Annotated in this window: 20 protein-coding genes; 12 read left to right on the top strand and 8 right to left on the bottom strand. The window is 57.4% G+C overall.

Translation table 11 applies throughout. The annotated features are described in order from the left end of the window. The first annotated feature begins 57 nt into the window (after nt 1–57). Entirely contained in the window at nt 58–270 is a 213-nt protein-coding gene (locus LKR43_RS05585; RefSeq protein WP_227682971.1) for a SlyX family protein, read from the top strand. Nucleotides 271–331: 61 nt separating this feature from the next. Further along, entirely contained in the window at nt 332–1,741 is a 1,410-nt protein-coding gene (locus LKR43_RS05580) for an MFS transporter (RefSeq protein WP_227682970.1), read from the top strand. A gap of 10 nt (nt 1,742–1,751) precedes the next feature. Here the strand turns inward: LKR43_RS05580 and LKR43_RS05575 are convergent, their stop codons facing one another. Next, nucleotides 1,752–2,591, bottom strand: coding sequence for an aldo/keto reductase (locus LKR43_RS05575; RefSeq protein ID WP_227682969.1), 840 nt, complete (start codon nt 2,589–2,591; stop codon nt 1,752–1,754). 164 nt (nt 2,592–2,755) lie between these two features. On the opposite strand from LKR43_RS05575, the gene panB reads away from it, so the two are divergent. The 8 genes from panB (at nt 2,756) to LKR43_RS05535 (ending at nt 13,373) form a co-directional block, all read left to right on the top strand. Further along, entirely contained in the window at nt 2,756–3,580 is an 825-nt protein-coding gene (panB, locus tag LKR43_RS05570; RefSeq protein ID WP_227682968.1) for a 3-methyl-2-oxobutanoate hydroxymethyltransferase, read from the top strand. 21 nt (nt 3,581–3,601) lie between these two features. Then, the gene (gene rmuC, locus LKR43_RS05565) at nt 3,602–4,993 is read left to right on the top strand and encodes a DNA recombination protein RmuC (RefSeq protein ID WP_227682966.1); all 1,392 of its coding nucleotides are present in this window, start codon (nt 3,602–3,604) and stop codon (nt 4,991–4,993) included. Between the two features lie 73 nt (nt 4,994–5,066). Further along, nucleotides 5,067–5,471 carry a PaaI family thioesterase gene (locus LKR43_RS05560; RefSeq protein ID WP_227682965.1) on the top strand — a complete coding sequence of 135 codons (405 nt, stop codon included), beginning with the start codon at nt 5,067–5,069 and terminating at the stop codon, nt 5,469–5,471. A gap of 223 nt (nt 5,472–5,694) precedes the next feature. Further along, nucleotides 5,695–6,651: a TAXI family TRAP transporter solute-binding subunit gene (locus LKR43_RS05555; RefSeq protein WP_227683317.1), complete on the top strand. Its 957-nt coding sequence runs from the start codon at nt 5,695–5,697 to the stop codon at nt 6,649–6,651. Between the two features lie 175 nt (nt 6,652–6,826). Next, complete coding sequence (locus LKR43_RS05550; RefSeq protein ID WP_227682964.1) at nt 6,827–9,463, top strand: TRAP transporter fused permease subunit; 2,637 nt, start codon at nt 6,827–6,829, stop codon at nt 9,461–9,463. Between the two features lie 115 nt (nt 9,464–9,578). Further along, a complete protein-coding gene (locus LKR43_RS05545) occupies nt 9,579–10,781 on the top strand; it encodes a glycine C-acetyltransferase (RefSeq protein WP_227682963.1) in 1,203 nt (400 codons plus the stop codon). Between the two features lie 597 nt (nt 10,782–11,378). Beyond that, nucleotides 11,379–12,407 (top strand): L-threonine 3-dehydrogenase, encoded by a 1,029-nt coding sequence (gene tdh, locus LKR43_RS05540; protein WP_227682962.1) that lies wholly within the window; start codon nt 11,379–11,381, stop codon nt 12,405–12,407. 27 nt (nt 12,408–12,434) lie between these two features. Next, nucleotides 12,435–13,373 (top strand): pseudouridine synthase, encoded by a 939-nt coding sequence (locus LKR43_RS05535; RefSeq protein WP_227682961.1) that lies wholly within the window; start codon nt 12,435–12,437, stop codon nt 13,371–13,373. Here LKR43_RS05535 and LKR43_RS05530 read toward each other — a convergent pair. The 6 genes from LKR43_RS05530 to LKR43_RS05505 all read right to left on the bottom strand — a co-directional run bounded on the left by LKR43_RS05530 (nt 13,370) and on the right by LKR43_RS05505 (nt 19,077). Beyond that, the gene (locus tag LKR43_RS05530; protein WP_227682960.1) at nt 13,370–14,047 is read right to left on the bottom strand and encodes an ABC transporter permease; all 678 of its coding nucleotides are present in this window, start codon (nt 14,045–14,047) and stop codon (nt 13,370–13,372) included. The two genes, LKR43_RS05535 and LKR43_RS05530, sit on opposite strands and share 4 nt — an antisense overlap. Further along, complete coding sequence (locus LKR43_RS05525; protein WP_227682959.1) at nt 14,044–14,757, bottom strand: ABC transporter permease; 714 nt, start codon at nt 14,755–14,757, stop codon at nt 14,044–14,046. The genes LKR43_RS05530 and LKR43_RS05525 overlap by 4 nt, the downstream gene beginning before the upstream one ends. A gap of 12 nt (nt 14,758–14,769) precedes the next feature. After that, nucleotides 14,770–15,582 (bottom strand): transporter substrate-binding domain-containing protein, encoded by an 813-nt coding sequence (locus LKR43_RS05520; protein ID WP_227682958.1) that lies wholly within the window; start codon nt 15,580–15,582, stop codon nt 14,770–14,772. Between the two features lie 76 nt (nt 15,583–15,658). After that, nucleotides 15,659–16,432 carry an ABC transporter ATP-binding protein gene (locus tag LKR43_RS05515; protein ID WP_227682957.1) on the bottom strand — a complete coding sequence of 258 codons (774 nt, stop codon included), beginning with the start codon at nt 16,430–16,432 and terminating at the stop codon, nt 15,659–15,661. A 121-nt stretch (nt 16,433–16,553) separates the two neighbouring features. After that, the gene (locus LKR43_RS05510) at nt 16,554–17,966 is read right to left on the bottom strand and encodes an RNA polymerase factor sigma-54 (protein ID WP_227682955.1); all 1,413 of its coding nucleotides are present in this window, start codon (nt 17,964–17,966) and stop codon (nt 16,554–16,556) included. Nucleotides 17,967–18,114: 148 nt separating this feature from the next. After that, nucleotides 18,115–19,077, bottom strand: a complete 963-nt coding sequence (locus LKR43_RS05505; RefSeq protein WP_227682954.1) for a sigma-54-dependent Fis family transcriptional regulator — start codon at nt 19,075–19,077, stop codon at nt 18,115–18,117. A 158-nt stretch (nt 19,078–19,235) separates the two neighbouring features. Here LKR43_RS05505 and LKR43_RS05500 point away from each other — a divergent pair, with 158 nt between their 5' ends. Both LKR43_RS05500 and LKR43_RS05495 read left to right on the top strand, forming a co-directional pair. After that, nucleotides 19,236–20,573, top strand: a complete 1,338-nt coding sequence (locus LKR43_RS05500; protein WP_227682953.1) for a sigma-54 dependent transcriptional regulator — start codon at nt 19,236–19,238, stop codon at nt 20,571–20,573. Next, entirely contained in the window at nt 20,533–21,570 is a 1,038-nt protein-coding gene (locus tag LKR43_RS05495) for a glycosyltransferase family 2 protein (RefSeq protein ID WP_370632069.1), read from the top strand. The genes LKR43_RS05500 and LKR43_RS05495 overlap by 41 nt, the downstream gene beginning before the upstream one ends. Here LKR43_RS05495 and LKR43_RS05490 read toward each other — a convergent pair. Continuing rightward, nucleotides 21,561–22,850 (bottom strand): Glu/Leu/Phe/Val dehydrogenase, encoded by a 1,290-nt coding sequence (locus tag LKR43_RS05490; RefSeq protein WP_227682951.1) that lies wholly within the window; start codon nt 22,848–22,850, stop codon nt 21,561–21,563. The two genes, LKR43_RS05495 and LKR43_RS05490, sit on opposite strands and share 10 nt — an antisense overlap. Nucleotides 22,851–22,853: the final 3 nt, after the last annotated feature.

The following is a 22,853-nucleotide window of genomic DNA, read 5'->3' as shown; positions in this document are numbered from 1 at the left end:
CGCTCAAGGATGGAACTCGCTAAAATGCCCTTTTGATGTTTCGTACACAGGTAAAGCGTGAATATTGAACAACGTCTGGTTGATATTGAAATCAAGCTGACCGCCCAGGAGGACATGGTCCAGAGCCTGAGCGATCAGCTGTATCAACAGCAAAAGCAGATGGATGAGTTGCGCGCATTGTGTACAGCGTTGGTCAAGCGCCTGCAGGAGGCCGGATCCGACGGCGGCGAGGCAGGCGCATACGCGCACGAGAAACCGCCACATTATTAATACAGGCGCGTTGTGTCTGCAGAGCCGGCTTTCCGGCGGGGCAACAGGCAACGGCGAGTTTATGCGCGACAAACATACCGGTTCATGGTCTGAGCTATTAAGGGGCCGTAATGGTCTGCGATCGCTGGCGTTGGCCGGCGGGGTGGCGGTGCACGCCGTCAATGTCTATATTGCGACGACTATTCTGCCGTCTGTCGTGAGCGATATAGGCGGGCTGGAATACTATGCCTGGAACACCACCTTGTTTGTCGTGGCCTCGATTCTGGGCTCGGCACTTTCTCCCAAACTGATCGACAGGCTCGGGCTGAGGCACGCGTTTTTGTCGGCGATTGTTGTGTTCATACTGGGTACATCGGTGTGCGCCATGTCGCCCAGCATGCTCGCGTTGCTGCTTGGTCGTACGGTGCAGGGTCTGGGCGGCGGACTGCTCTTGAGCATGAGCTATTCGGCCGTGCGCATGGTGTTCGATGAGCGATTGTGGTCGCGTGCAATGGTGCTGGTGTCCAGCATGTGGGGCGTGGCGACATTGATGGGGCCTGCAATAGGCGGTATTTTTGCCCAGACCGGGCATTGGCGCCTGGCATTCTGGGCCATCCTGCCGATCGCGGGCTTGCTGGCCCTGCTGGTCCATACGCAAATTCAGCCATCAGCCGGCAGCAGCACCAAACGGGTTCAGGCGCCGGCGGGCAAGATTACTTTATTGGCCTCTTCAGTACTACTGGTATCGCTGGCCAGTCTTTCGCAGCACTGGGCCTGGAATGTAGCGGGAATCGTCGCAGGCCTGCTCATGACTGTCCTGATCGGACGTGCAGACCGCCACGCCAGCATCCGGCTCTTTCCAACAGGTTCCTATTCGCCCCGCACGGTGCTTGGCAGCCTGTACGCCTGTATCTGCTTGCTCAGCATAGGAGTGACGACCGAAATCTATATTCCCTACTTTCTTCAGGTCGTACATGACAAAAGTCCTCTGGTTGCGGGTTACTGGACGGCCCTGATGTCGGCTGGCTGGACTCTGGGGTCGTTCATCAGTTCCGGGCGTTCGCCAGCCATTGCCAATCGGCTGATTCAGACCGGGCCTCTCCTGTCGTGCATATCCCTGGCTTCGCTGGGTGTTCTGCTGCCCTTGAGCGGGCTTTCGCAGGACGGTAGTCAGACCGTCAATTGGCTGATGATTCCCCTGGTAGGGGTGGGAGTGGGGGTAGGTCTGTGCTGGCCAAATTTGCTGACGCGTGTATTCAAGGCAGCACCCAAGGGGCAGGAAAATATTGCTTCGGCAGCCATTACCACACTGCAGCTTTATGCTATGGCAATGGGCGCCGCTCTGGCCGGCATGGTTACCAATGCAGCCGGATTTACACAGCCCGGGGGGATGCAGGGGGCGCAGCAGGCCGCCGCCGCGCTGTGTCTGGTATTCGCCTGCGCACCGGGTCTGGCCGCATTCCTGAGCGCCGGAGCGCGCAGGGCGGCCTGAGGCTGCAGGCTTATTTCAACAGGAAGAAGGTTTCAGGGTCGGGGCCTGAGCGGCCGTCGGCCTGGTCCAGCGAGGCGATGGTCGCCATATCGTCGGCATCAAGCGGCTGCTCAAGAATGCGAAAGTTTTCGGCAAGCCGGTCTGCGTGCACGGATTTCGGGATGACCATATGGCCTGATTGAATGTGCCAGCGCAGCATGACCTGTGCCACGGTGCAGCCGTGTTTGTGCGCAATGCCGGCCAGGGTGGGGTCCTGGAAGAGTTGTCCGTGACCGAGTGGGCTCCATGCTTCGGTGACTATGTCATGCTCGGCGTGAAATTCACGCAAGGCCTGCTGCTGGAAGTTGGGGTGCAGCTCGATTTGATTGACGACCGGGAGCACGCCGGTTTCATCAAGCAACCGCTGCAGGTGATCGATGGTGAAATTGCTGACCCCTATGGATTTGGCGAGCCCTTCGTCGCGCAGCTGGATGAGACCTTCCCACGCCTGCACGAACAACCCCTGTGCAGGGGCGGGCCAGTGAATCAGGTACAGGTCGACGTAGTCGAGTCCCAGTTTTTCCAGGCTTTCATTCAAGGCAGCCTTGCTCAGATCGTGGCCATGCCGATCATTCCATAACTTGGTCGTGATGAAAAGCTCGTCCCGGGCAATGCCAGACTGGGCTATGCCTTTGCCCACACCCGGTTCGTTGCCATAAATGGCAGCGGTGTCGATGGAGCGGTAACCTATTTCAAGGGCGGTAGTAACTACGGATGCGGCAATGTCATCTTCTACCTGCCATACACCCAGCCCTGTCTGGGGTGCCGATTTGCCGTCGTGGAAAGAGATGGTGTTCTGATTGCCAGACATGTGTGCCCTCCGCGATGAGTAAACATTAGAACCCATTAGAACCGGGTTGTGGCCCGGATTTGTTCTTTTGTCTAATCTGACTCATTATACGGTTGTTGCGGCGCAGAAAACTTTCAATTTGTTAGCTGCTGCAGACCATAAGTTGTGACTTCCAGGAGAGCAAAATGAGCGTGCACAGCCAGGCAAAACGTATCAGCGTACCTCAACTGATGCAGTACAAAGGTCAGCAGAAAATTGCAGCCCTGACTGCCTACACGGCACCTTTTGCGCGCCTGCTCGACGATGTCCTCGATATGATCCTGGTTGGTGATTCCACGGCCATGGTGGGCTATGCCATGCCCGATACCTTGTCGATCACCGTTGATCAGCTGGCTGCTCATGCCGCCGCTGTGGTGCGTTCGACCAGCCACGTATGCGTCATTGTCGACATGCCTTTCGGCAGTTACCAGGAGTCGCCGCAGCAGGCATTTGCGAATGCAGCAAAAATGCTGGCGCTCAGCGGTGCCGATGGTGTGAAGCTGGAAGGCGGGGCCGTTTTGGCTGACACGGTCAGGTTTCTGGTAGACCGGGGAATTCCGGTGCTGGCGCATGTGGGGCTGATGCCGCAATATGTAAACACCATGGGTGGATTCAAGGCTCAAGGCATGACCGACGAATCCGCAGAGCGCATCCTGCAGGATGCGCTCGCGCACGAAGCGGCGGGCGCGTTTGGCGTGGTGCTGGAAGGGGTTGCCGAGGCCTTGGGGCGTCGCATTACCGAAGCGTTGGCTGTGCCTACCATCGGCATAGGAGCTTCCCCGGCTTGCGACGGCCAGATCCTTGTGACCGAAGATATTCTGGGCCTGAGCGGCGCCCGTATTCCCAAGTTTGCCAGGCAGTTTGCCGACGTGGGGGCGCTTATACGAACCGCTGCGCAGCAATACGCTTCCGAGGTCAAGGATGGCAGCTTCCCCTCACTGGAGAACTGCTTCGGTGTAAAAAAGGGGTAGTTCCCTAAATTCAGGTTATTGATGATTGCTTATTCCATAGACTCGACGGAAGTGTTGCTTGTGCTGGCGGGCGTGCTGGTGGGGGTGATTTTCAGCGGTCTGTTTTTCCGCTCTGGCCTTGCCGCCGTACGGGCAGAGCGGCAAGCTACCGTGCAGGGCCTGCAGGAGCGGTTGGAAGAAGGCCGCACGGCATTGACCCACAAAGAGGCCGAGCTGCAGAGCCTTATGCGTACGGCGTCTGCGCTGGAAAACGATCTGGTCGAGCTGCGCACGGTTCACACCGAGAAACTGGCCGGCGTGCGGCAGATGAAAGAAGACTTTGAGCAGTCCCGTTTGCAACTCAGGCATGAGTTTCAGAATCTGGCCAATCAAATTCTCGAAGAAAAAGGCAAAGCCTTCGCCCAGAACAGCCAGAGCTCGCTGGATGCCATGCTTCGGCCCTTTCGCGAGCAGATCGAGCAGTTTCAGCAACGCGTCAATCAAGTGCATGATGAGTCCGTGCGCGAGCACGTCTCGTTGGGTGCGGAAATCAGGCGGGTGCTTGAAGTGGGCCTGAAGATGAGCGCCGAAGCCAATACCCTTGCCACGGCCCTGAAGGGCGATAAGAAAACCACCGGCAACTGGGGTGAGATGCAGCTGGAGCGCACTTTGGAATTGGCCGGGCTGTTTAAAGGTGATCATTATCAGTCTCAGCCCAGATTCAAAGATGGGCAGGGCAACGACCGCCAACCCGACTTCGTAGTGAAGCTGCCGGATCAAAAGCATCTGGTCATTGACAGCAAAGTGTCGCTGATCGACTACGATCGGTCGGTGGCTGCCGACACAGAACCCGAACGACTGCTGGCGCTGGATGCGCACGTAAAGGCGGTCCGCAACCACATCGATGATCTGGCAAAGAAAGACTACAGCAATTTGACTGGCATGCGCAGCCCCAGCTTCGTCCTGATGTTCATGCCAATCGAGTCCGCCTATATCGCCGCGTTGCAACATAACAAGGAACTCTTCAACTACGGTTACCAGCGTAATGTCATCATCGTCTCGCACACGACCCTGATGCCGATACTGAAAACGGTGGCCAATTTGTGGATGATTGCACGTGGCAACGAGCAGGCGCACGAGCTCAGTGCGCGTGCAGGTGAGCTATACAACCAGGTCGTGGTGGTGGCCGAGCGCCTGAAGAAGCTGGGCGGCACGCTCGACACGGTCAGTCGTCACTACAATGAGACCGTTACCGCGGTGGCCGGGCAACAGGGCCTGTATGGCAAAGCGTCACGGTTCAATGAGCTGTCGTCCAGGGCGAACAAGAGCATGCCCGCGCTGGAACCCCTGCACGCCGACTTTGAGAATGAAAGACTGGAGCTGATCGTCGGGGACGGCACTGCAACGCGTCCCGACCCGGAATGCAGCCGGTAATGCCATGCCATGTCGGACGTCCGGCTTCGCACTGGTTCGAACAATTTAACTTTGATATTTTTGGTGCAATATTTTGAATAACAGTGAATCGCTTCCCCTCAATAATCCGTACCTTGAGTGGATGGGCATCGAGCTCAAGCACTGGTCCGACGGATATGCAGAAATGCATTTGCCCGTCTCTGAAAAATTAGGCAATCGTACCGGCCGGGTCCACGGTGGCGTGATATGCAGCCTGCTGGACTCTGTGGCAGGCTATTGTGGCCTGTACGCTCCCGAGGGCGCTCCGGCGCCGCGCAGCCTGACCTTATCGCTGACCACCAACTTCCTCGACAGCAGCGACGGCGGCACCCTGATAGCCAAGGGCTATACGGTGCGCAAGGGGCGCACAGTCTATTTTTCGCGTGCAGAGGTCTGGATGGACGACACCGTGCTGCTGGCGACAGCCGTTGGTACCTTCAAGTATTTGCGTCCGAAATGATGTAAATCAGGGTGGCTGCCAGGCTTAGGTACAAACCCTAATGTAATTATTTGTTTTCGACAAAGCCGTTTTTATACAATGGCCGATTGCCTTTGCATGCGGAACATTTGCGCATGCTTGCGCATCACACCGGATCAAAAGTCCGGGAATAGTCATTCGGGGGAACCCAAGGAGAACACTTATGCGAAAACTATTTAATTCCGCCGTCAGCAAGCGCCTGGCCATGACTGCCGGTGCAGCCGCTATGTTTGCCGCACTGGCATCGCCGCTGCCTGCCGCTGCACAACAAAAGTTTGTCAGCATTGGCACAGGTGGGGTTACCGGTGTTTACTATGCTGCCGGTGGCGCTATTTGCCGCCTGGTGAACAAAGATCGCGCCGACCATGGCGTGCGGTGCTCCGTGGAATCCACTGGTGGATCGGTATTCAACATCAACACCATCAAGGCTGGTGAACTGGATCTGGGCGTGGTGCAATCCGACGTGGGCTTCAATGCCTATAACGGCGAAGGCCAGTTCAAGGACGCAGGCGAATTCAAGAAGTTGCGCTCGGTATTCTCGCTGCATCCCGAGCCTTTCACGTACGTTGTACGCAAAGAGGCCAATATCAAGTCGTTCGACGACCTGGAAGGCAAGCGCTTCAACGTAGGTAATCCGGGTTCGGGCACACGCGCTTCCATGGAGCAATTCCTGAAGGCCAGCGGCAAAGACCTGAGCTACTTCTCGCTGGCATCCGAGCTGCGTCCTGATGAACACGGTCCCGCCCTGTGTGATGGCAAAATCGACGGCTTTATGTACGGTGTGGGCCACCCCTCGGCCAACATTCAGGACCCGACCACCACTTGCGGCGCGCAACTGATGTCGCTTACAGGTCCCGTGGTTGACAAGCTGGTCGCCGATTATCCCTACTATGCCAAGGCAACGATCCCTGCCGGTCTGTATCCCAACAATCCTCAGGAAACCAACACCTATGGTGTGCTGGCCACTTTCGTGTCGTCGATCGACGTGCCCGAGGAAACCGTCTACCTGATCGTCAAGGCTGTATTTGAAAACTTCGATGATTTCAAGAAGCTGCATCCCGCCTTTGGTCATCTGGAAGCCAAGGACATGGTCAAGAACGGTTTGTCCGCTCCTTTGCACCCTGGTGCCGAGAAATACTTCAAGGAAAAAGGCTTGCTGTAATATACCCGCGAGCACCATCTATATAAGTAGATAAAAGAAAGAGCGTGCGTTTCAGCACGCCTTTCTGTTTATTGGGCAGTATTTGGCGGCCTGCGGCCACCAGTCTTGCAGTACAGTCCGGCAGGCGCTCATTTCCTGCCGGATACACCCGAAAGAATTACCATGGTAAATCAATATGAGCACCTCTTCATCGCCATCTGCCGCTGATCAGCAGAGTAATGCACAGCTGGAACAATTAGTCGCCGACGTCGATCGCGGTGGCCGCAATGTAGGCGGAATCACTGGTGCAGTTCTTTTTTGCGGCGCCATTGCCTGGTCACTGTTCCAGCTTTGGTACGCTTCGCCTTTGCCGTTTGCCCTTAACTTCGGGATTTTCAACGACACTGAAGCGCGCGCCCTGCACCTGGGTATAGCAATGTTTCTGGGATATCTGGCCTATCCTGCCAGAAAAAGCTCGCCGCGCGACAAAATGCCCCTCATTGACTGGGTGCTGGCGATCGTCGCCGGTTTTTGTGGCGCCTATCTGTTCCTGTTCTATAAAGAACTGGCTACTCGTCCCGGCATCCCGACCGTCATGGATGTCACCGTGGCAGCCGTCGGCCTGGTCCTGCTGCTGGAAGTGACACGCCGTGCCTTGGGAGCACCCATGGCGATATTGGGCGCGGTATTCGTGTCCTATGTTTTCCTGGGCCCATGGCTACCCGATGCGCTGGCGCATCGCGGCGCATCCATCGAACGTCTGGTCTCGCACATGTGGCTGACGACCGAAGGCGTCTACGGTGTCGCGCTGGGCGTTTCAGTATCTTATATATTCATTTTTGTGTTGCTGGGTTCGCTGCTTGACCGCTGTGGCGCCGGCAACTACATGATGCAGGTTTCTTTTGCGTTGCTCGGACACCTGCGCGGCGGCCCAGCTAAGGTGGCGGTGGCTTCGTCTGCCGTTAATGGCATTGTGTCGGCATCGTCGGTGGCAAACGTGGTCACTGGCGGGATTTTCACCATTCCGCTGATGAAAAAGGCCGGCTATGGCGGCATACGTGCCGGCGCCATTGAAACGGCGTCGTCCGTGAACGGGCAGATCATGCCGCCGGTCATGGGTGCTGCAGCCTTCCTCATGATTGAGTATGTAGGCATACCCTATACCGACATTTTGCGTCACGCACTGCTGCCCGCCAGCATTTCGTATATTGCGCTGTTCTACATCGTTCACCTGGAAGCCCTGAAACTGGGCATACAGCCCATGATGTCTGCAGGCCAGCCTCGTACTTTCATGCAGAAGCTGGCCGGCTGGGGCATGGGTATCGCCGGCAGCCTGATTGTGATGGCGCTGGTGTACTGGATAGGCATAGGAGTGCAGGCTGTTGCGGGTGACGCCGCCACGCCCATATTGGTTGTAATCCTGATCGCCCTGTATTTGTGGCTGCTGCGCATTTCGGCCAGGCACCCCGACTTGCCCACTGAAATAAGCATTACCAACCCCGTCAGGCCCGAATCCTGGCCCACGGTACGCTCGGGTTTGTACTTCCTGATTCCCATAGGGATTCTGGTGTGGTGCCTGACCGTCGAGCAGTTTTCGGCAGGCCTGTCCGCCTTCTGGGCAGTCGTGTCCATGGTGTTGCAGATGCTTACCCAGCGGCCCCTGATCGCCTGGTTCCGCAAGCAGTCGGTGGCTCCCGCAGCCAAGGTCGGCGTATCTGAAACCATTACCGGTCTGCAGGAAGGCGCCCGCAACATGATAGGCATTGCCATCGCTTGCGGCACGGCCGGCCTGATTGTCGGGGCCATTACCCTGACAGGCCTGGGCCTGCGCATGACGGCATTCGTCGAGCTGGTTTCCATGGGCAATGTGTTGCTGATGCTGTTGTTCACGGCAGCAGTATGTCTGGTGCTGGGTTTGGGCATGCCCACGACAGCCAACTACATCCTGATGGCAACGCTGATGGCGCCCGTGGTGGTTGAACTGGGGGCGCAAAGCGGCCTGGTGATTCCGCTGATTGCCGTGCATATGTTCGTGTTTTATTACGGCATCATGGCCGACATTACGCCGCCAGTGGGGTTGGCCACCTTTGCCGCGGCGGCGATTTCCGGCGAAGATCCCATCAAGACGGGTATTCAGGGCGTGACCTATGCCATGCGTACCGCCGTATTGCCCTTCATGTTCATCTTCAATCCCTTGCTGCTGCTGATCGATATCGAGGGTACGGGTGAACTCTTGCTGGTGGTGGGCGGGGCCATACTGGCTTCCCTTACATTCGCCGCGGCGACCATGAAATGGATGCGTGCCAGGGCGACCTGGCTGGAAGTCGTGCTGCTGTTGCTGGTTACCTTCATGTTGTTCCGTCCTGACTTCTTCATGAATTACGTGGCGCCCAAATATGAAGTGCGGCCGGCTGCCGAGTTGCTCAAGGTTGCGGCCGAAATGCCTCCCAAGGGGCGCCTGGTCGTGCAGATCAAGGGCATGAGTCTGGAAGGCGACGACAAACAGAAGACGGTGGCGGTGCCTTTGGCGGCACTGCCCGAGAACAGCCAGGCAACCGGTGATGCCGCCGGCATGGCGCGTTTGTCTGCAGCGGGTGTGACGGTCATGGCCTTGGGAGATCACGTGCAAGTTGCGGCAGTCCGCTTCGGCAGCCAGGCCAGGCGCGCAGGATGGGAGCAGGGCTGGGATATCGCCGAAGTGAAGGTGCCCAATCCGAACCGTCCTTCCGAGTTCTGGTTCTATGTGCCGGCCTTGCTGATACTTGCGCTGGTCTGGTTCAAGCAAGAGGTCAGGCTGCGGCGTGAAGGTACGCCGCAGCCGGTAGCCGCATAAAAATCACCGGTATGCATTGAAGGCCAGTCCCATGTGGGCTGGCTTTTTTTTGGCCGCAGTATAGTGTGGTTTCAACGTTGATCTTTTGACGATGGATTTTTGAGGCAGGTACACGATGCAGAGCAAATTTATTGAGCATGTAGGCGCACAGATCGCGCAGTTGCGTAACGATGGCTTTTACAAGCCAGAACGTGTCATGACGGGGCAGCAGTCGGCTCAGGTCCGGCTGGTCGATGGCAGCCAGGTACTGAATTTCTGTGCGAATAATTATCTGGGCCTGGCCAATGATGAGCGCTTGATTGCAGCGGCCAGGCAGGGGCTGGATAGTGCGGGGTTCGGGCTGGCCTCGGTGCGCTTTATTTGCGGAACGCAAACCGGGCACAAGGAACTGGAGCAGAGGCTTGCCCGCTTTCTAAAGATGGACGACGCCATCTTGTATTCCAGCTGTTTTGATGCCAACGGCGGCCTGTTCGAGGTGTTGCTTGGCGAACAGGATGCGGTCATCAGCGATGAACTGAACCACGCCAGCATTATTGACGGCGTGCGCCTGTGCAAGGCGAAGCGTTATCGCTACAAGAACAATGATATGGCCGACCTGCGTGCACAACTTCAGGCGGCCGATGCCGCCGGGGCACGTTACAAGCTGATTGCCACCGACGGCGTATTTTCCATGGACGGCATTATTGCCGACCTGAAATCCATTTGTGATCTGGCCGATGAATTCGACGCCATAGTGATGGTCGATGATTCGCATGCGGTGGGTTTTATTGGTGAAAATGGTCGCGGCACGCCGGAATATTGTGGCGTGGAAGGGCGGGTACATATATTGACCGGCACCTTGGGCAAGGCGCTGGGTGGCGCCTCCGGCGGGTATGTGGCAGCCCATGCCAAGGTGGTCGAGCTACTGCGTCAGCGTTCCCGCCCTTATCTGTTTTCGAATACCCTTGCACCTGCAATTGTGTCGGCCTCGCTGCGGGTCCTTGAGCTGCTCGCCAGTGATGAGGGGCGGGCATTAAGAAAGCAGGTGCATGCCAATGGACAGCGATTCCGGGCAGCGATGGCGGCACTGGGTTTTGAGCTGGTGCCGGGAGAGCATCCTATCATTCCAGTAATGTTTGGCGATGCCCGGCTGGCGGCCGATACGGCTGAGGCTTTGCTGGCCGAGGGCGTCTATGTCATTGGTTTTTCGTATCCGGTGGTGCCCAAGGGACTGGCGCGGATACGCACGCAGATGAGTGCTGGACATACTTCAGAGCAGATTGATCAGGCCGTCGCGGCGTTCGAGAAGGTGGGGCGGCGGCTGGGGGTGATAGTCTGAGCTTCATTGGGCTTCATTTCATCGTGTTCTTAAGAAGGTCATCGTGACAGGCACTGTTCCGGCTTCACGCGCTGCGGCCCCTGGCGTAGCCAGGGGCTACCCGGTCTGGCCGTTTAAATCGGAGCGGTCGCGGAACGCGCCCGAATGGACAGCCCCCGGCTGTCCATAAGCGCCGGGCTTGAACGACCGCGACCTTGAATCTCCGATTCAAACGACCAGCCCGGCTTGCGCAAGGCGCCTGCACAGCACCTGCCACGATGGCCTTTTAAGAGCAGGTTTGAAATGTGGCATCGTGAACAGCGCAGTTTCGTGCTCGGTGCAGCGTTACGGAAATTGCAGTGATGGCGGACTACATAAGTGGCTACGTGGTTGGTATGGAGGGGCAGAGAAAAAGTTTGAGGCAGCGGCGAGCGCCACCACCATAAGAAAACCGGCATCTGTTCCGCAACGATCTTTTTCGACCCCCACTATACCAACCACGTAGCGCTGAAGCTAGCCCAACGCTGCAGTCAGCCTGGCTCTGAGGCGAGCCTAACGTTACCATCTGCCATCTGATCGCGGATTTATAATAGAGCCTTCACATTCCAGGAATCCGCCATGCGCGCCCTAGCCAAACTTGAGCCTGCTGAAGGCCTTACCCTTACCGATGTCGAGCGGCCCGTGGTCGGTCATAACGATGTCCTGATCAAGATCAGGAAAACGGCCATTTGCGGAACCGATATCCATATCTGGAAATGGGATGACTGGGCGCAGAAAACCATCCCTGTCCCCATGCATGTGGGCCACGAATACGTCGGTGAGATCGTTGAAATCGGACAAGAGGTCAGCGGTTTCAAGATTGGCGACCGCGTGTCCGGAGAAGGGCATATTACTTGTGGCTTTTGCCGTAACTGCCGCGCGGGGCGACGACATTTGTGCCGCAATACGCTGGGTGTGGGCGTGAACCGGCCTGGTTCCTTTGCCGAGTATCTGGCCATTCCGGCTTTCAACGCCTTCAAGATTCCCGAAGATGTGCCAGACGAGCTTGCGGCCATTTTCGATCCTTTCGGCAATGCCACCCATACCGCGCTGGCCTTCAATCTGGTGGGCGAAGATGTGCTGATTACCGGCGCCGGGCCTATAGGCGCCATGGCGGCGGCGATTGCGCGTCACGTGGGAGCGCGCAACGTGGTGATCACCGACGTCAATGATTATCGCCTTGAGCTTGCTGCCAGAATGGGAGCCAGCCGCACCGTGAATGTGTCGCGTGAGTCGCTGCGTGAAGTCATGGATGAGCTGGGTATGGCTGAAGGGTTTGATGTCGGCATGGAAATGTCTGGTGTACCCAGTGCTTTTACCAGCATGCTCGAGCAGATGAATCATGGCGGCAAGATTGCCATGCTGGGTTTGCTGCCGTCGGGCGTGGGCATAGACTGGAATCAGGTGATTTTCAAGGGCCTTGAACTCAAGGGCATATACGGTCGCGAAATGTTCGAGACCTGGTACAAAATGGTTGCGATGCTGCAAAGCGGGCTGGATCTTTCACCCATCATTACTCATCGCTATCCAGTGGACCAGTACCGTGAGGGTTTCGATGCGATGTTGTCGGGTCAAAGTGGCAAGGTCGTGCTTGACTGGGCAGCCTGAGCGTTTGCTGTGCATGGGGCAGTGCCCATGAAGCAGTCGCGGCGTCTTGAGTTCGTTCGTGGCGCGCCCTTGCCGACGCGCGATGGTGTGGCGCCCAGCCGGGTGTATCTGCCGCCAGGACCATGGTCGCTGCTGCGCGAATTCCTGTTCGAGCGCTTTCCGCATATTCCCCGCGATGTCCTGCTCGAGCGCCTGGCTCGCGGTGATATCGTTGATGAAGCCGGGGTGGCCCAAACGTCTGAAAGCAAGTACCAGGCCTTGGGCTGGTTGTGGTATTACCGCGAAGTACCTGAAGAAGTCCGTCTGCCTTCCGGGCTGCCGGTATTGTTTCGGGATGATTATCTGGTTGTCGTCGACAAGCCTCATTTCCTGGCCAGCATACCCGGCGGACGTTACCTGAAAGAAACTGCATTGGTCCGGCTGCGCCAGTCGTTGAACTTGCCTGAACTCAGCCCCATACACAGACTGGATCGGGACACGGCAGGGGTGTTGGTATTCTGTGCTCATCCGGCAAGCCGTGGCGCCTACCAGACGCTGTTTCAGACTCGCGCGGTACACAAGGAATATGAAGCCTTGGCGGGTGTGCGAGCCGATCTGGCATTTCCGCTGGTGCATCGCAGCCGCATGGAACAGCGAACCGGGCACTTCACCATGCTGGAAGTGCCGGGCGAACCCAACAGCGAGACCCGCATCGAACTGATCGAGGCTGACAACGAGGTGGGGCGTTACCGCCTGCATCCACATACGGGCCGCAAGCATCAGCTGCGTGTGCACATGAGTGCACTGGGCCTGCCCATACAAAACGATGGTTTCTATCCGGTGTTGTTGCCCTATGCCCAGGACGACGATTTCAGTCGCCCCTTGCAGCTGCTGGCACGCAGCATTGAATTTACGGATCCTGTCAGCGGGCAGCCGCGGCGATTCGAAAGTCAGCGATCGCTTTCAGCCTGCCGGCCGGATGCTTAGTGCTTTAGCCTGCGCTCCACCATGTGCAGGCAGGCCAGCAGGAAGAAGTTGATCATCAAATACAGTGCGCCGGCCAGCACAAAGGTTTCGATAATCGCGTAGTTCTGGTTCATCAGCCGCTTGGCATGCCCTGTGAGCTCCATGACAGCGATAGTGGATGCCAGGCTGGTGCCCTTGATGGCCAATACAATCTCGTTGCTGTAGGCAGGCAGGGCCTGACGGATAGCCAGCGGAAACACGATACGCCTGAAGCGCATCAGGGCCGACATGCCACAGGCTTGGGCGGCTTCGATCTGGCCTTTGGGGACCGCCTGAAATCCGCCACGCAGTACTTCACTGATATAGGCGCCGCTGTTCAGGCCGATTGCCAGAATGGCGCATCGACCTCCGTCGCTGAATAGCCACCACAGGGCGGGGCTTTCGCGCACGAAATCCATGGTGCCAATGCCGTAGTACAGGACGAACAGCTGTACCAGCAAAGGGGTGCCACGAAAACAGGTGCTGTACGCAAAGGAGAACCGGGCAGCCATGCTGTTGGGGTTGCCGCGCATGATGGCCAGGCCCAGCCCGATCACGGAAGCCAGAAAAATGGAGCTCAGGCCAATGTAGATGCTAAGGCCGAAACCCTGGAAGAGATTGGTGACGGTGTGCCGGAACAGTTCTGCGTCCATCATGCATGACTCCTCATGCCGTGTCCGTAACGCCGTTCTGCCATCACGAATATTCCCTGGCTGGTAGCGCCAATCACAAAATACAGGGCGCCGGCCATCAGGTATAGCGCCAGCGGCTCGCGGGTTGCTGCTGCACCCAGCACGGCGGCACGCATGATTTCTACCAGACCTACCAGCGATATCAGGGCAGTGTCCTTCAAGGCGGTCTGCCAAACGTTGTTGGTGCCCGGCAAGGCGTACCAGAACATCTGCGGCATGACGATACGAAACAGACGCTGGCGTGATGACATGCCTATGGCGCGTGCAGCTTCAATTTGCCCTGCAGGAATGGCTTTGAGCGCGCCACGAAATACTTCAACCGCGTAAGAGCCGGCAATCAATCCGATTGCCAGTATGCCAACCAACGCAGGAAACCAGCTTGTCATGGCGTCTTCCCAGCGCAGCGCGTCCGCCAGATCGGAGGCGGCCTGCACCGACCCGAAGAACAGCAGGTAGATGATGAGCAGTTCGGGAATGCTGCGTACCAGCGTGGTATAGAGGCTGACCACCAGGCCCAGAAGCCTGGGGCCTGAAGTTTTGATGCTGGCGCCGAGTATGCCGATGCCTATGCCGAGCGCCATGCCCAGCACTGAAATCAGCAGCGTCATGCCGGCGCCGCGCAGGAGCGTCCAGCCCCAGCCTTCGTCCAGCACCGAAAGAATGGTCTCTAGCATGGGGCCTTGCGCTTACTTCTTGCAGACCTCGTAGTTCGAGATGTCGATATCGAACCATTTTTCACTGGATGTCTTGATGACGCCGTCGTTGATCAGCTTGCAAAGTGCAGCGTCGACTTTTTCTTTCAGTTCGGCATTGTTTTTGTTGATGCCGACCCCGATTCCGTAGCCCAGTACCTCTGGTGCGGAAGAGCCTTTGATGGTCAGGCTGGACAGACTGAAGTGCTGATCACCGACTTTTTTCAGGAATTTCGATTGCGATGTCAGGTCGGCAAACGTGGCATCCAGGCGCCGGGCGTCCAGGTCGATCTGCATCTGGTCCAGCGTGTCGTAGTTCTTGACCTTGACGTCGCCCGCGTTCTGGCGCAAATAGTCGCCATGGGTTGTGCCGCCTTGTACGCCTACGGTTTTGCCTGCCAGGCCTTTGAAGATCTCTTCAGGGGTGCCTGCGTTGATGACCGGGCTGTCTTTGGGCAGTACGAAGATAGCGTCTTCGACTGCGTAGGGGATACTGAAGTTGATGCGCTTGGCACGTTCGGGCGTGACCGACATTCCGGAAATGATAAGGTCGAAGCGATTGGCGTCCAGCGACGGAATCAGGCTGTCGAAAGCCTGAACTACAAAGCGGCAGTCCGCGTTCAGTTCTTTGCAAAGTGCGTTGCCGACGTCGGCATCGAAACCACTGACTTTGCCGCTGGCATCGACCATGCTCCAGGGAGGGTAGCCACCTTCGGTGCCTATCTTCAGGGTATCGGCAGTGGCTGAGAGTCCAACCAGGGCCAGGCCGGCGCAAAGCACGGTTTTCTGCAAAAAGGGAGTGATCACTTTAAGATTCCTTTGAGGGGAGGCTGGGAACAGCCGTTGGTTATTCTTGTGGCATTTGGCTTGACGCCGCCACATTTTAGTATGCAGGTTGCAGGAATTGGCGCAGACGCTCGGTTCCGGGCTGCCTGAACAACTGGTCTGGCGGGCCTTCTTCTTCAATCTGGCCGTTATGCATGAACAGCGTGTGGTCGGATACGTCTTGGGCAAACTTCATTTCGTGGGTCACCAGGATCATGCTGCGGCCTTCTTCGGCAAGCTGGCGGATGACCCTGAGTACCTCTCCGACCATTTCCGGGTCGAGCGCCGAGGTGGGTTCGTCAAACAGCAGCACATCGGGATTCATGGCCAGTGCGCGGGCAATGGCCACTCTTTGCTGTTGTCCGCCCGACAGTTCGCTGGGGTACGCATCTTTTTTGTCGGCCAGACCCACCTTGGTCAGCAATTGCATGGCATGCTCGGTGGCTTGCGCCTTGGGACGGTGCTGAACGTGCAATGGGCCTTCCAGCAGGTTTTGCAGGACATTGCGATGCGACCACAGGTTGAAATTCTGGAACACCATGCCCAGGCGGGCACGCACACGTTCAAGCTGGCGAATGTCAGTACTGGCTGCGGTACCATCACGCCTCTTGTGGCTGCGCAGGGTTTCCGCACCGATGTGTATCAGACCTTCGTCGGGGACGACCAGATGATTGATGCAGCGCAGCAAGGTACTTTTCCCGGAGCCCGATGCGCCGATGATGGACAGCACCTTCCCCTGTTCAGCCGTAAACGAGATACCGCGCAACACTTTGTTGGTGCCAAAGGACTTATAAATGTTCTCAGCCCTGACGGCGTACGGTATCGCAGTCATGGGGCTGTGAATATCATCATGTTGCTGGAGCGGGGGGCGGGCATAGCCATGGGTAGTAAAGCGGCGAAATAGGCCATTTTACCGATCTTCGCTCACCCCTGCATCCGGTGGGTCCGCCATCTCAGAAGGCGCGTCTCAGTTCGGCAGAGGGTATTTTGATCTGCGCGCGATATTTGGATACCGTGCGGCGCGCTACAACTATGCCTTCACGCTCAAGCTTGTGGGCGAGTACCACATCAGACAATGGTGACTTTGGATCCTCGTCTTCTATCATTTCCTGTATCAAGGCGCGTACGGCGCCGGCTGAACATGTGCCACCCGATTGCGTTGGCAGCTCACGCGAGAAAAAGTGCTTGAACTCGAAGATTCCGCGTGGTGATGCCAGGTATTTATTGCTGGTAGCGCGCGAGACAGTTGATTCGTGGATATCGAGTTCTGCGGCGACCTCACTGAGCATCAGCGGCCGCAGCGCGATTTCGCCGTATTCAAAGAAGGTTTGCTGGCGGGCGACGATGGCCTGCGCTACGCGCTGTATGGTGTTGCCACGTTGTTCCAGGCTGCGCAGCAGCCAGCGGGCTTCCTGCAACTCTTTTGCCATCAGGGCGCGCTCGCTGTAGCGTGTGCCACGGAACAGGCGGGCGTATGTGGCATTGAGTCGTGCTTGCGGTATGGCGTCCCGGTTCGAGGCGGCGACCCATTGTGTGTTTGACTTGCGCACAATGACATCCGGGACGATATAGCAGGAAGGATCGACGGTGCTGTGCCGATTGCCGGGATAGGGCTCAAGACCGCGTATGAGCGTGCATGCTGCTTGTATTTCCTGCTCTGTGCGGCGCAGGCTGTGCGCCAGGCCGGGCGTATCATTACGACCGAGTTTGTCCAGATGCCCGGTGACGATCTGCAAGGCCAGGGCGCGACGGGGTGTTGCAGTGTGCAGGGCCTCCAGCTGCAGCCTCAAGCATTCGGTCAGGTCGCGCGCGCCCAGGCCGGGTGTGCCCAGTTGCTGGACCAGACGCAAGGCAATTTCCCATTCGTCATTATCCACTTCCGGATCAAACTGGCCGGGAACAACCAGTTCGGAGAAGGGCGTGCGCATGTATCCGTTATCGTCCATGGCTTCGATAATGTGTTCAGCCAGCCGTCGGTCGCGCTCGCTGAGCGCATAGTTGCAGAGGTCCGCCAGCAGGCTGTCCTGAAGCGATGTAACGCTACGTGCCCAGACACCTACGTCGTTCGCGCCTTCGACGGTGTTGTGCGGACGCGGATAGTCGCCGGACCAGGCGGCGGGCATATCGGGCATGTCATGCTCCTGCGTTGTTCCGGCCTTCATTTCCGTATGGGTATCCTGTTCCTTTGCCTCGGGATCAGTCTGCGTCTCGTCGGGTTCTTCCAGAAACGGGTTGTTGGCGATGGCTGTATTGACTTCGTGGCTCAGCTCCAGCGTTGACATCTGGAGCAGCTTGACGGATTGCTGTTGCTTGGGTGTCAGCGATAGTTGTTGGCGCGCCTGCTGTTCAATGCGTATCTGGGTCACGTGGTCGCTCCTGGCATAAGTTTGGCTTGTACTGAGAATCAAGCAATACTGATGCCAGGTTTAGCGAGCAATCCCACAGGGGCGTGGGCCATGGAATGTGCCCGGCAAGGGTAAGATAAATTACCGATCGGTGTAAGAAGTTCCAGGCTCAGGAATGTGGCTTGGAGTCGGCTTCATTCTGGTATTGCGCCAGACGGTTATAGAGCGTTTTGGGACTGATGCCCAGGGCAAGAGCGGCTTGACGCTTGTCTCCGTGACACGAGTCCAGGGTGGCCGTAATAATTGCTTGCTGAGCCTTGAGCAGGGAAGTGCCAACGGGGATCTTGATATGCCCATCGTGGATTTCGGGCGGATTGCTCAGGTACTGGGAAGTCACAGGCTGAATTTCGATCACGTCGTCCGCCAGGATGTGGGCGCGCGTAATGGCGTTCTTCAGTTCACGAATATTTCCGGGCCAGTTATGGGCTTCGAGTGCTTTCCTGGACGATGCCGCGAGCGTTTTCTGCGTGTTCTCCTGTCGATTAAGCTCATCGACGAAGCGCCGTGCGAAGTACATGATGTCTTTCTTGCGTTCCCGCAAGGTCGGCATGCGTATTGGAAACACGGCCAGCCTGTACAGCAGGTCCGAGCGCAGCCTGCCTTCCTGTACCGCCTGCCTGGGGTCCCGGTTGGTGGCGGCGATGATGCGGACGTTGACCTTGAGCTGTTTTGTGCCCCCTACCCGGTGATATTGACCGGTTTCCAGGATGCGCAACAGCTGCACTTGCATCGGTAAAGGCATTTCCGTGATCTCGTCCAGGAACAGCGTGCCGTGATGAGCCTGCTCAAAGCAGCCCTGCGTGGTTGCCGACGCGTCGGTAAAGCTGCCTTTTTCATGGCCAAAAAACTCGCTTTCAGCCAGGGATTCCGTGATCGCGCCACAGTTTACGGCGATAAAGGGCCCGGTATGCCGGTGGCTGCGCTGATGAACTGCCCGGGCAACAACCTCTTTGCCCGTCCCGCTTTCCCCTATAAGCAGCACACTGGCCTCGGTAGGGGCTGCCTTCACGATAGCTCGGGCAAGCTCGAACGCCTGGGGGGTGTGGCCCAGAATGCGGGATGCTTTTTTCATCGTTGGTCTGTGGTAAGTGGGTGGCACATTGGCGAAACGGCTCCGGCGGTGGTGAAACATATCTCGTTTCAATTAACAAGCATATTTACCCGTATCTGCTAGTACGATGACCTTACATGCTAGTCCAAAGTCATGCAACCAAGGTGAAGAGGGTATTCATGCCACATCTTTTAGTCGTCGAGGACGATGTTGCGGTTCGTGAGCTGATTGCAGACATAGGTGCCGAAGATGGATATACCGTTGCACAGGCAGGTGATATCAGGCAAGCCCGGATACAGATCGACAGGCAAAAACCTGACGTCATGTTGCTGGACGTGAACCTGCCCGACGGCACCGGTATCGATTTATGCAAGCAGGTGGAGCTGCCAGGCACTCAGCTGGTTTTCATGACCGCTGATCCAGACGTGGACCATGCAATTCAGGCCCTGCGTTGCGGAGCAGTCGAGTATTTGCTCAAGCCGGTCTGTCTCAGGCGCTTGCGCGGCGTATTGGGTGAGCTCCAGTCCATGCCGATTGAGCGACAGGTATCGAACGCCAGCGATTGCTTTGCGGGGATGGTGGGTAAATCCCGTGCCCTGGAGCTGCTGTGTGCACATATCGAAAAAGTTGCCCCGACACGGGCGACGGTTTTGTTGATCGGCGAAAGTGGAACCGGCAAGGAACTGGCGGCCGAAGCCATCCACCGCGCCAGTACCCGGCATAAGCAACCACTCATCTCCATCAATTGTGGTGCAATTTCATCCAATGTGATCGAGAGCGAGCTTTTTGGTCATGAAAAGGGTAGTTTTACCGGTGCGGACCGACAACATAAAGGGTATTTCGAGCGTGCCTGCGGCGGGACACTGTTCCTGGACGAGATTACCGAAATGTCGCTGGAGCTGCAGGTGCGCTTGCTGCGGGTCCTGGAAACCGGACGTTTCATGCGTGTGGGCACACACGAGGAAATTGCTGTTGACGTCAGGGTGATTGCCGCTACCAACCGCAACCCTGAACTGGCTGTGAGCAGTGGAGCGCTGCGCGAAGACTTATATCATCGGCTGAGTGTCTTCCCGCTGGAGCTGCCGCCTTTGCGCGATCGCGAGGATGATGTCGTGTTGCTGGCGGAACATTTTCTGGCACAGCTCAACACCGAGAACCATACTGAAAAAAGCTTTGCGCCCGAGGCACTGCAGGCCATCCGGGCTTATTCCTGGCCAGGCAATGTCCGGGAGCTGCGCAATTATGTATATCGCAGCTATATATTGGCCGATGAGATTATTGCCGGCGATTTCAACGACTTTGAGCTTGAAGGGCATTCCGCCGGCTGGGGCTCAGAGGTCCTGGTGCCAGTGGGGGTTCCGTTGGCAGACGCCAACAGGCGCATTATTCTTGCAACGCTCAAGCAGTGTGGTGGGGTTAAAAAAGCTGCAGCGGAAATGTTGGGCATCAGCCTGAAGACTCTCTATAACCGGCTGGATGAATACGACGCGACCGAGGCCGAGCACGCCTCTTGGTGAAAACCAGAGGTATGCCGGGCACGGAGAATGCTGGGTAAGGCTTCGAGTTAATTATCAGGTAAGCCTACTAATGCCCATCGAAGGACGTGTATCGATCGTTGTTACTGCGTACAACAGCCGGGTGACTGTACTTGGCACTTTGAACGCTTTGTGTAAATTGCCGGGAGCATGGCCGATTCTGGTGATCGACAATGGATCTACAGATGGAACGGCTGCGGCCATTGCAGAGCGTTTTCCTTCAGTCATGCTGATTCGCGCAAGGCGCAATCTGGGTGGGGCAGCCCGCAACATTGCTGCGGCGTATGTTCATACACCCTACATCGCATTTTGTGATGCAGATACGCGCTGGGAGCCCGGTGCGCTGGAGCGTGCCGCCAGCATACTGGACGCCATGCCCGAGATTGCGGTGTTGAGCGCCTGTGTCCGGATCGGGGCGGCTCGGCAACTGAGTCCTGCTTGCGGCCGTATGGCTAAAAGTTCATTGCCGCGAGGAAATTTGCCTGGTCCGCGTCTGCTCGATTTCAGCGCAAGTGCGTGCATCGTGCGGACTCGCGCTTTTCTCGACGCAGGTGGATTCTGGCCACCGTTTTTCACGGGGGGCGAGGAAGCCCTGCTGTCGCTGGATATCGCCGGGCAGGGTATGCATGTGGTGTATATGGAAGATGTGATTTGTCAGCGACTGCCACGAGCTGTGCAGGATAGCCGACCGCGCAAGCGTTGGCGCATACGTAACGAGATCTGGCTGGCCTGGATGCGCCGTCCCGTTGGGCCGGCATGGCGCTGTACCTGCGCCAGACTGGAGCAGGCGCGTGTGTCGGGCATGTTTTGGCGCGTTCTTGTCGATGCGGCTGCGGGTTTGCCTAAGGCGTTGCGGCAGCGTCGTGTGATATCGCCCGCCATCGAGCATATGCGTGCATCGATTGATGAAAGGCCTGGCGTATCGCCGGGCGCTTTTGCGCCGGCGGTACGCCCGTGGCAGAACGGCGATCAGGGATAGAGACCGCGCACCTCGCGTGCTTCCAGAATCCGTGTGCAGGCGGTAATGAAAGCGGATGTTCGTTGACTGACCTGATGTTCCTTGGCGACGGCTGAGATGGATGTGTAGGCGTCTATCATCATGGTCTCGAGACGCTGATTGATTTCCGGTTCGGACCAGTAAAAGCTGGAAAAGTCCTGCACCCACTCAAAGTAGCTGACGGTCACACCACCGGCATTGGCCAGTACGTCGGGGACGATCAGGGTACCTTTGGAAGTAAGGATGTCGTCCGCTTCGGGGGTGGTCGGGCCATTGGCGCCTTCGATAATGATTTTGGCCCGAATTGAGTTGGCATTGTCTTTGTGCAACTGTCCTTCAAGGGCTGCCGGAATCAACAGCTCGGTTTCAAGTGACCAGAATTCCGATACGGTCAGGCTTTCGGTGTCGGGTGCGCCGGCAATCCCGCCGTGTTCTTCCGCGTGTTTCAGCAATGCCAGAACGTCAAGGCCGGTGCTCTTGTACACGCAACCGGTGTGGTCCTGTATGGCGATGACCCTGGCACCGGATTCGTAGAACAGGCGTGCAGCGGTACCTCCAACGTTTCCGAAACCCTGTATGACGACGCGTGCGTTTTCCAGAGGAATTCCTGCATCGCGGGCGGCTTCACGGCCCACAACGAAGACGCCGCGTCCGGTAGCTTCCACGCGGCCCAGGCTGCCGCCCAGCGAGACCGGCTTGCCGGTGACAACGCCGGTGGTTGTCGCGCCTTCGTTCATGGAGTAAGTGTCCATCATCCAGGCCATGGTTTGGGCATTGGTATTGACGTCGGGTGCTGGGATATCTTTGTTGGGCCCGATGATGGCCCCGATTTCGCTGGTGTAGCGACGCGTGATGCGCTCGAGTTCCCCGCGCGAATAGTTACGCGGATCTATACGTATCCCGCCCTTGGCGCCGCCAAAGGGCAGGTTGACGGCTGCCGACTTGACGGACATCCAGGCGGACAGTGCCATGACCTCGGACAGGGTGACGTCCTGGTGGAAACGCACGCCGCCTTTGCCGGGCCCGCGCGAAGTATTGTGCTGCACCCGGTAGCCTTCGAAATGCGCAATGGTGCCGTTATCAAGCTCGATGGGAATATCGACGATGAGTGAGCGTTTGGGCCGTTTCAGGGTTTCGACCCAGCGGGCCAGCTTGCCCAGATAAGGCGTCACGCGCTCGACCTGCTCGAGATAAATCCCCCATGGACCAAGTTCGTGGGAGTTCAAATAAGACGGGAGTGCATGCGTCGGATGTTCTGACATGGT

The organism is Pusillimonas sp. MFBS29 (assembly GCF_020687695.1).
Lineage (GTDB): Bacteria > Pseudomonadota > Gammaproteobacteria > Burkholderiales > Burkholderiaceae_B > Pusillimonas_C.
The sequence above is the reverse complement of the archived record's forward strand: the minus strand, read 5'-3'. Positions and strand labels throughout refer to the sequence as shown.

Bases quoted from the DNA above. Each gene is read 5' to 3' on its own strand.
- LKR43_RS05535 (WP_227682961.1), top strand. From the start codon at position 12,435: ATGAAGCAGTCGCGGCGTCTTGAGTTCGTTCGTGGCGCGCCCTTGCCG.
- LKR43_RS05555 (WP_227683317.1), top strand. From the start codon at position 5,695: ATGACTGCCGGTGCAGCCGCTATGTTTGCCGCACTGGCATCGCCGCTG.
- LKR43_RS05580 (WP_227682970.1), top strand. From the start codon at position 332: ATGCGCGACAAACATACCGGTTCATGGTCTGAGCTATTAAGGGGCCGT.
- tdh (WP_227682962.1), top strand. From the start codon at position 11,379: ATGCGCGCCCTAGCCAAACTTGAGCCTGCTGAAGGCCTTACCCTTACC.
- LKR43_RS05530 (WP_227682960.1), bottom strand. From the start codon at position 14,047: ATGATGGACGCAGAACTGTTCCGGCACACCGTCACCAATCTCTTCCAG.
- LKR43_RS05505 (WP_227682954.1), bottom strand. From the start codon at position 19,077: ATGAAAAAAGCATCCCGCATTCTGGGCCACACCCCCCAGGCGTTCGAG.
- LKR43_RS05490 (WP_227682951.1), bottom strand. From the start codon at position 22,850: ATGTCAGAACATCCGACGCATGCACTCCCGTCTTATTTGAACTCCCAC.
- LKR43_RS05495 (WP_370632069.1), top strand. From the start codon at position 20,533: ATGAATACGACGCGACCGAGGCCGAGCACGCCTCTTGGTGAAAACCAG.
- LKR43_RS05500 (WP_227682953.1), top strand. From the start codon at position 19,236: ATGCCACATCTTTTAGTCGTCGAGGACGATGTTGCGGTTCGTGAGCTG.
- LKR43_RS05545 (WP_227682963.1), top strand. From the start codon at position 9,579: ATGCAGAGCAAATTTATTGAGCATGTAGGCGCACAGATCGCGCAGTTG.
- LKR43_RS05550 (WP_227682964.1), top strand. From the start codon at position 6,827: ATGAGCACCTCTTCATCGCCATCTGCCGCTGATCAGCAGAGTAATGCA.
- LKR43_RS05515 (WP_227682957.1), bottom strand. From the start codon at position 16,432: ATGACTGCGATACCGTACGCCGTCAGGGCTGAGAACATTTATAAGTCC.
- panB (WP_227682968.1), top strand. From the start codon at position 2,756: ATGAGCGTGCACAGCCAGGCAAAACGTATCAGCGTACCTCAACTGATG.
- rmuC (WP_227682966.1), top strand. From the start codon at position 3,602: ATGATTGCTTATTCCATAGACTCGACGGAAGTGTTGCTTGTGCTGGCG.
- LKR43_RS05575 (WP_227682969.1), bottom strand. From the start codon at position 2,591: ATGTCTGGCAATCAGAACACCATCTCTTTCCACGACGGCAAATCGGCA.
- LKR43_RS05525 (WP_227682959.1), bottom strand. From the start codon at position 14,757: ATGCTAGAGACCATTCTTTCGGTGCTGGACGAAGGCTGGGGCTGGACG.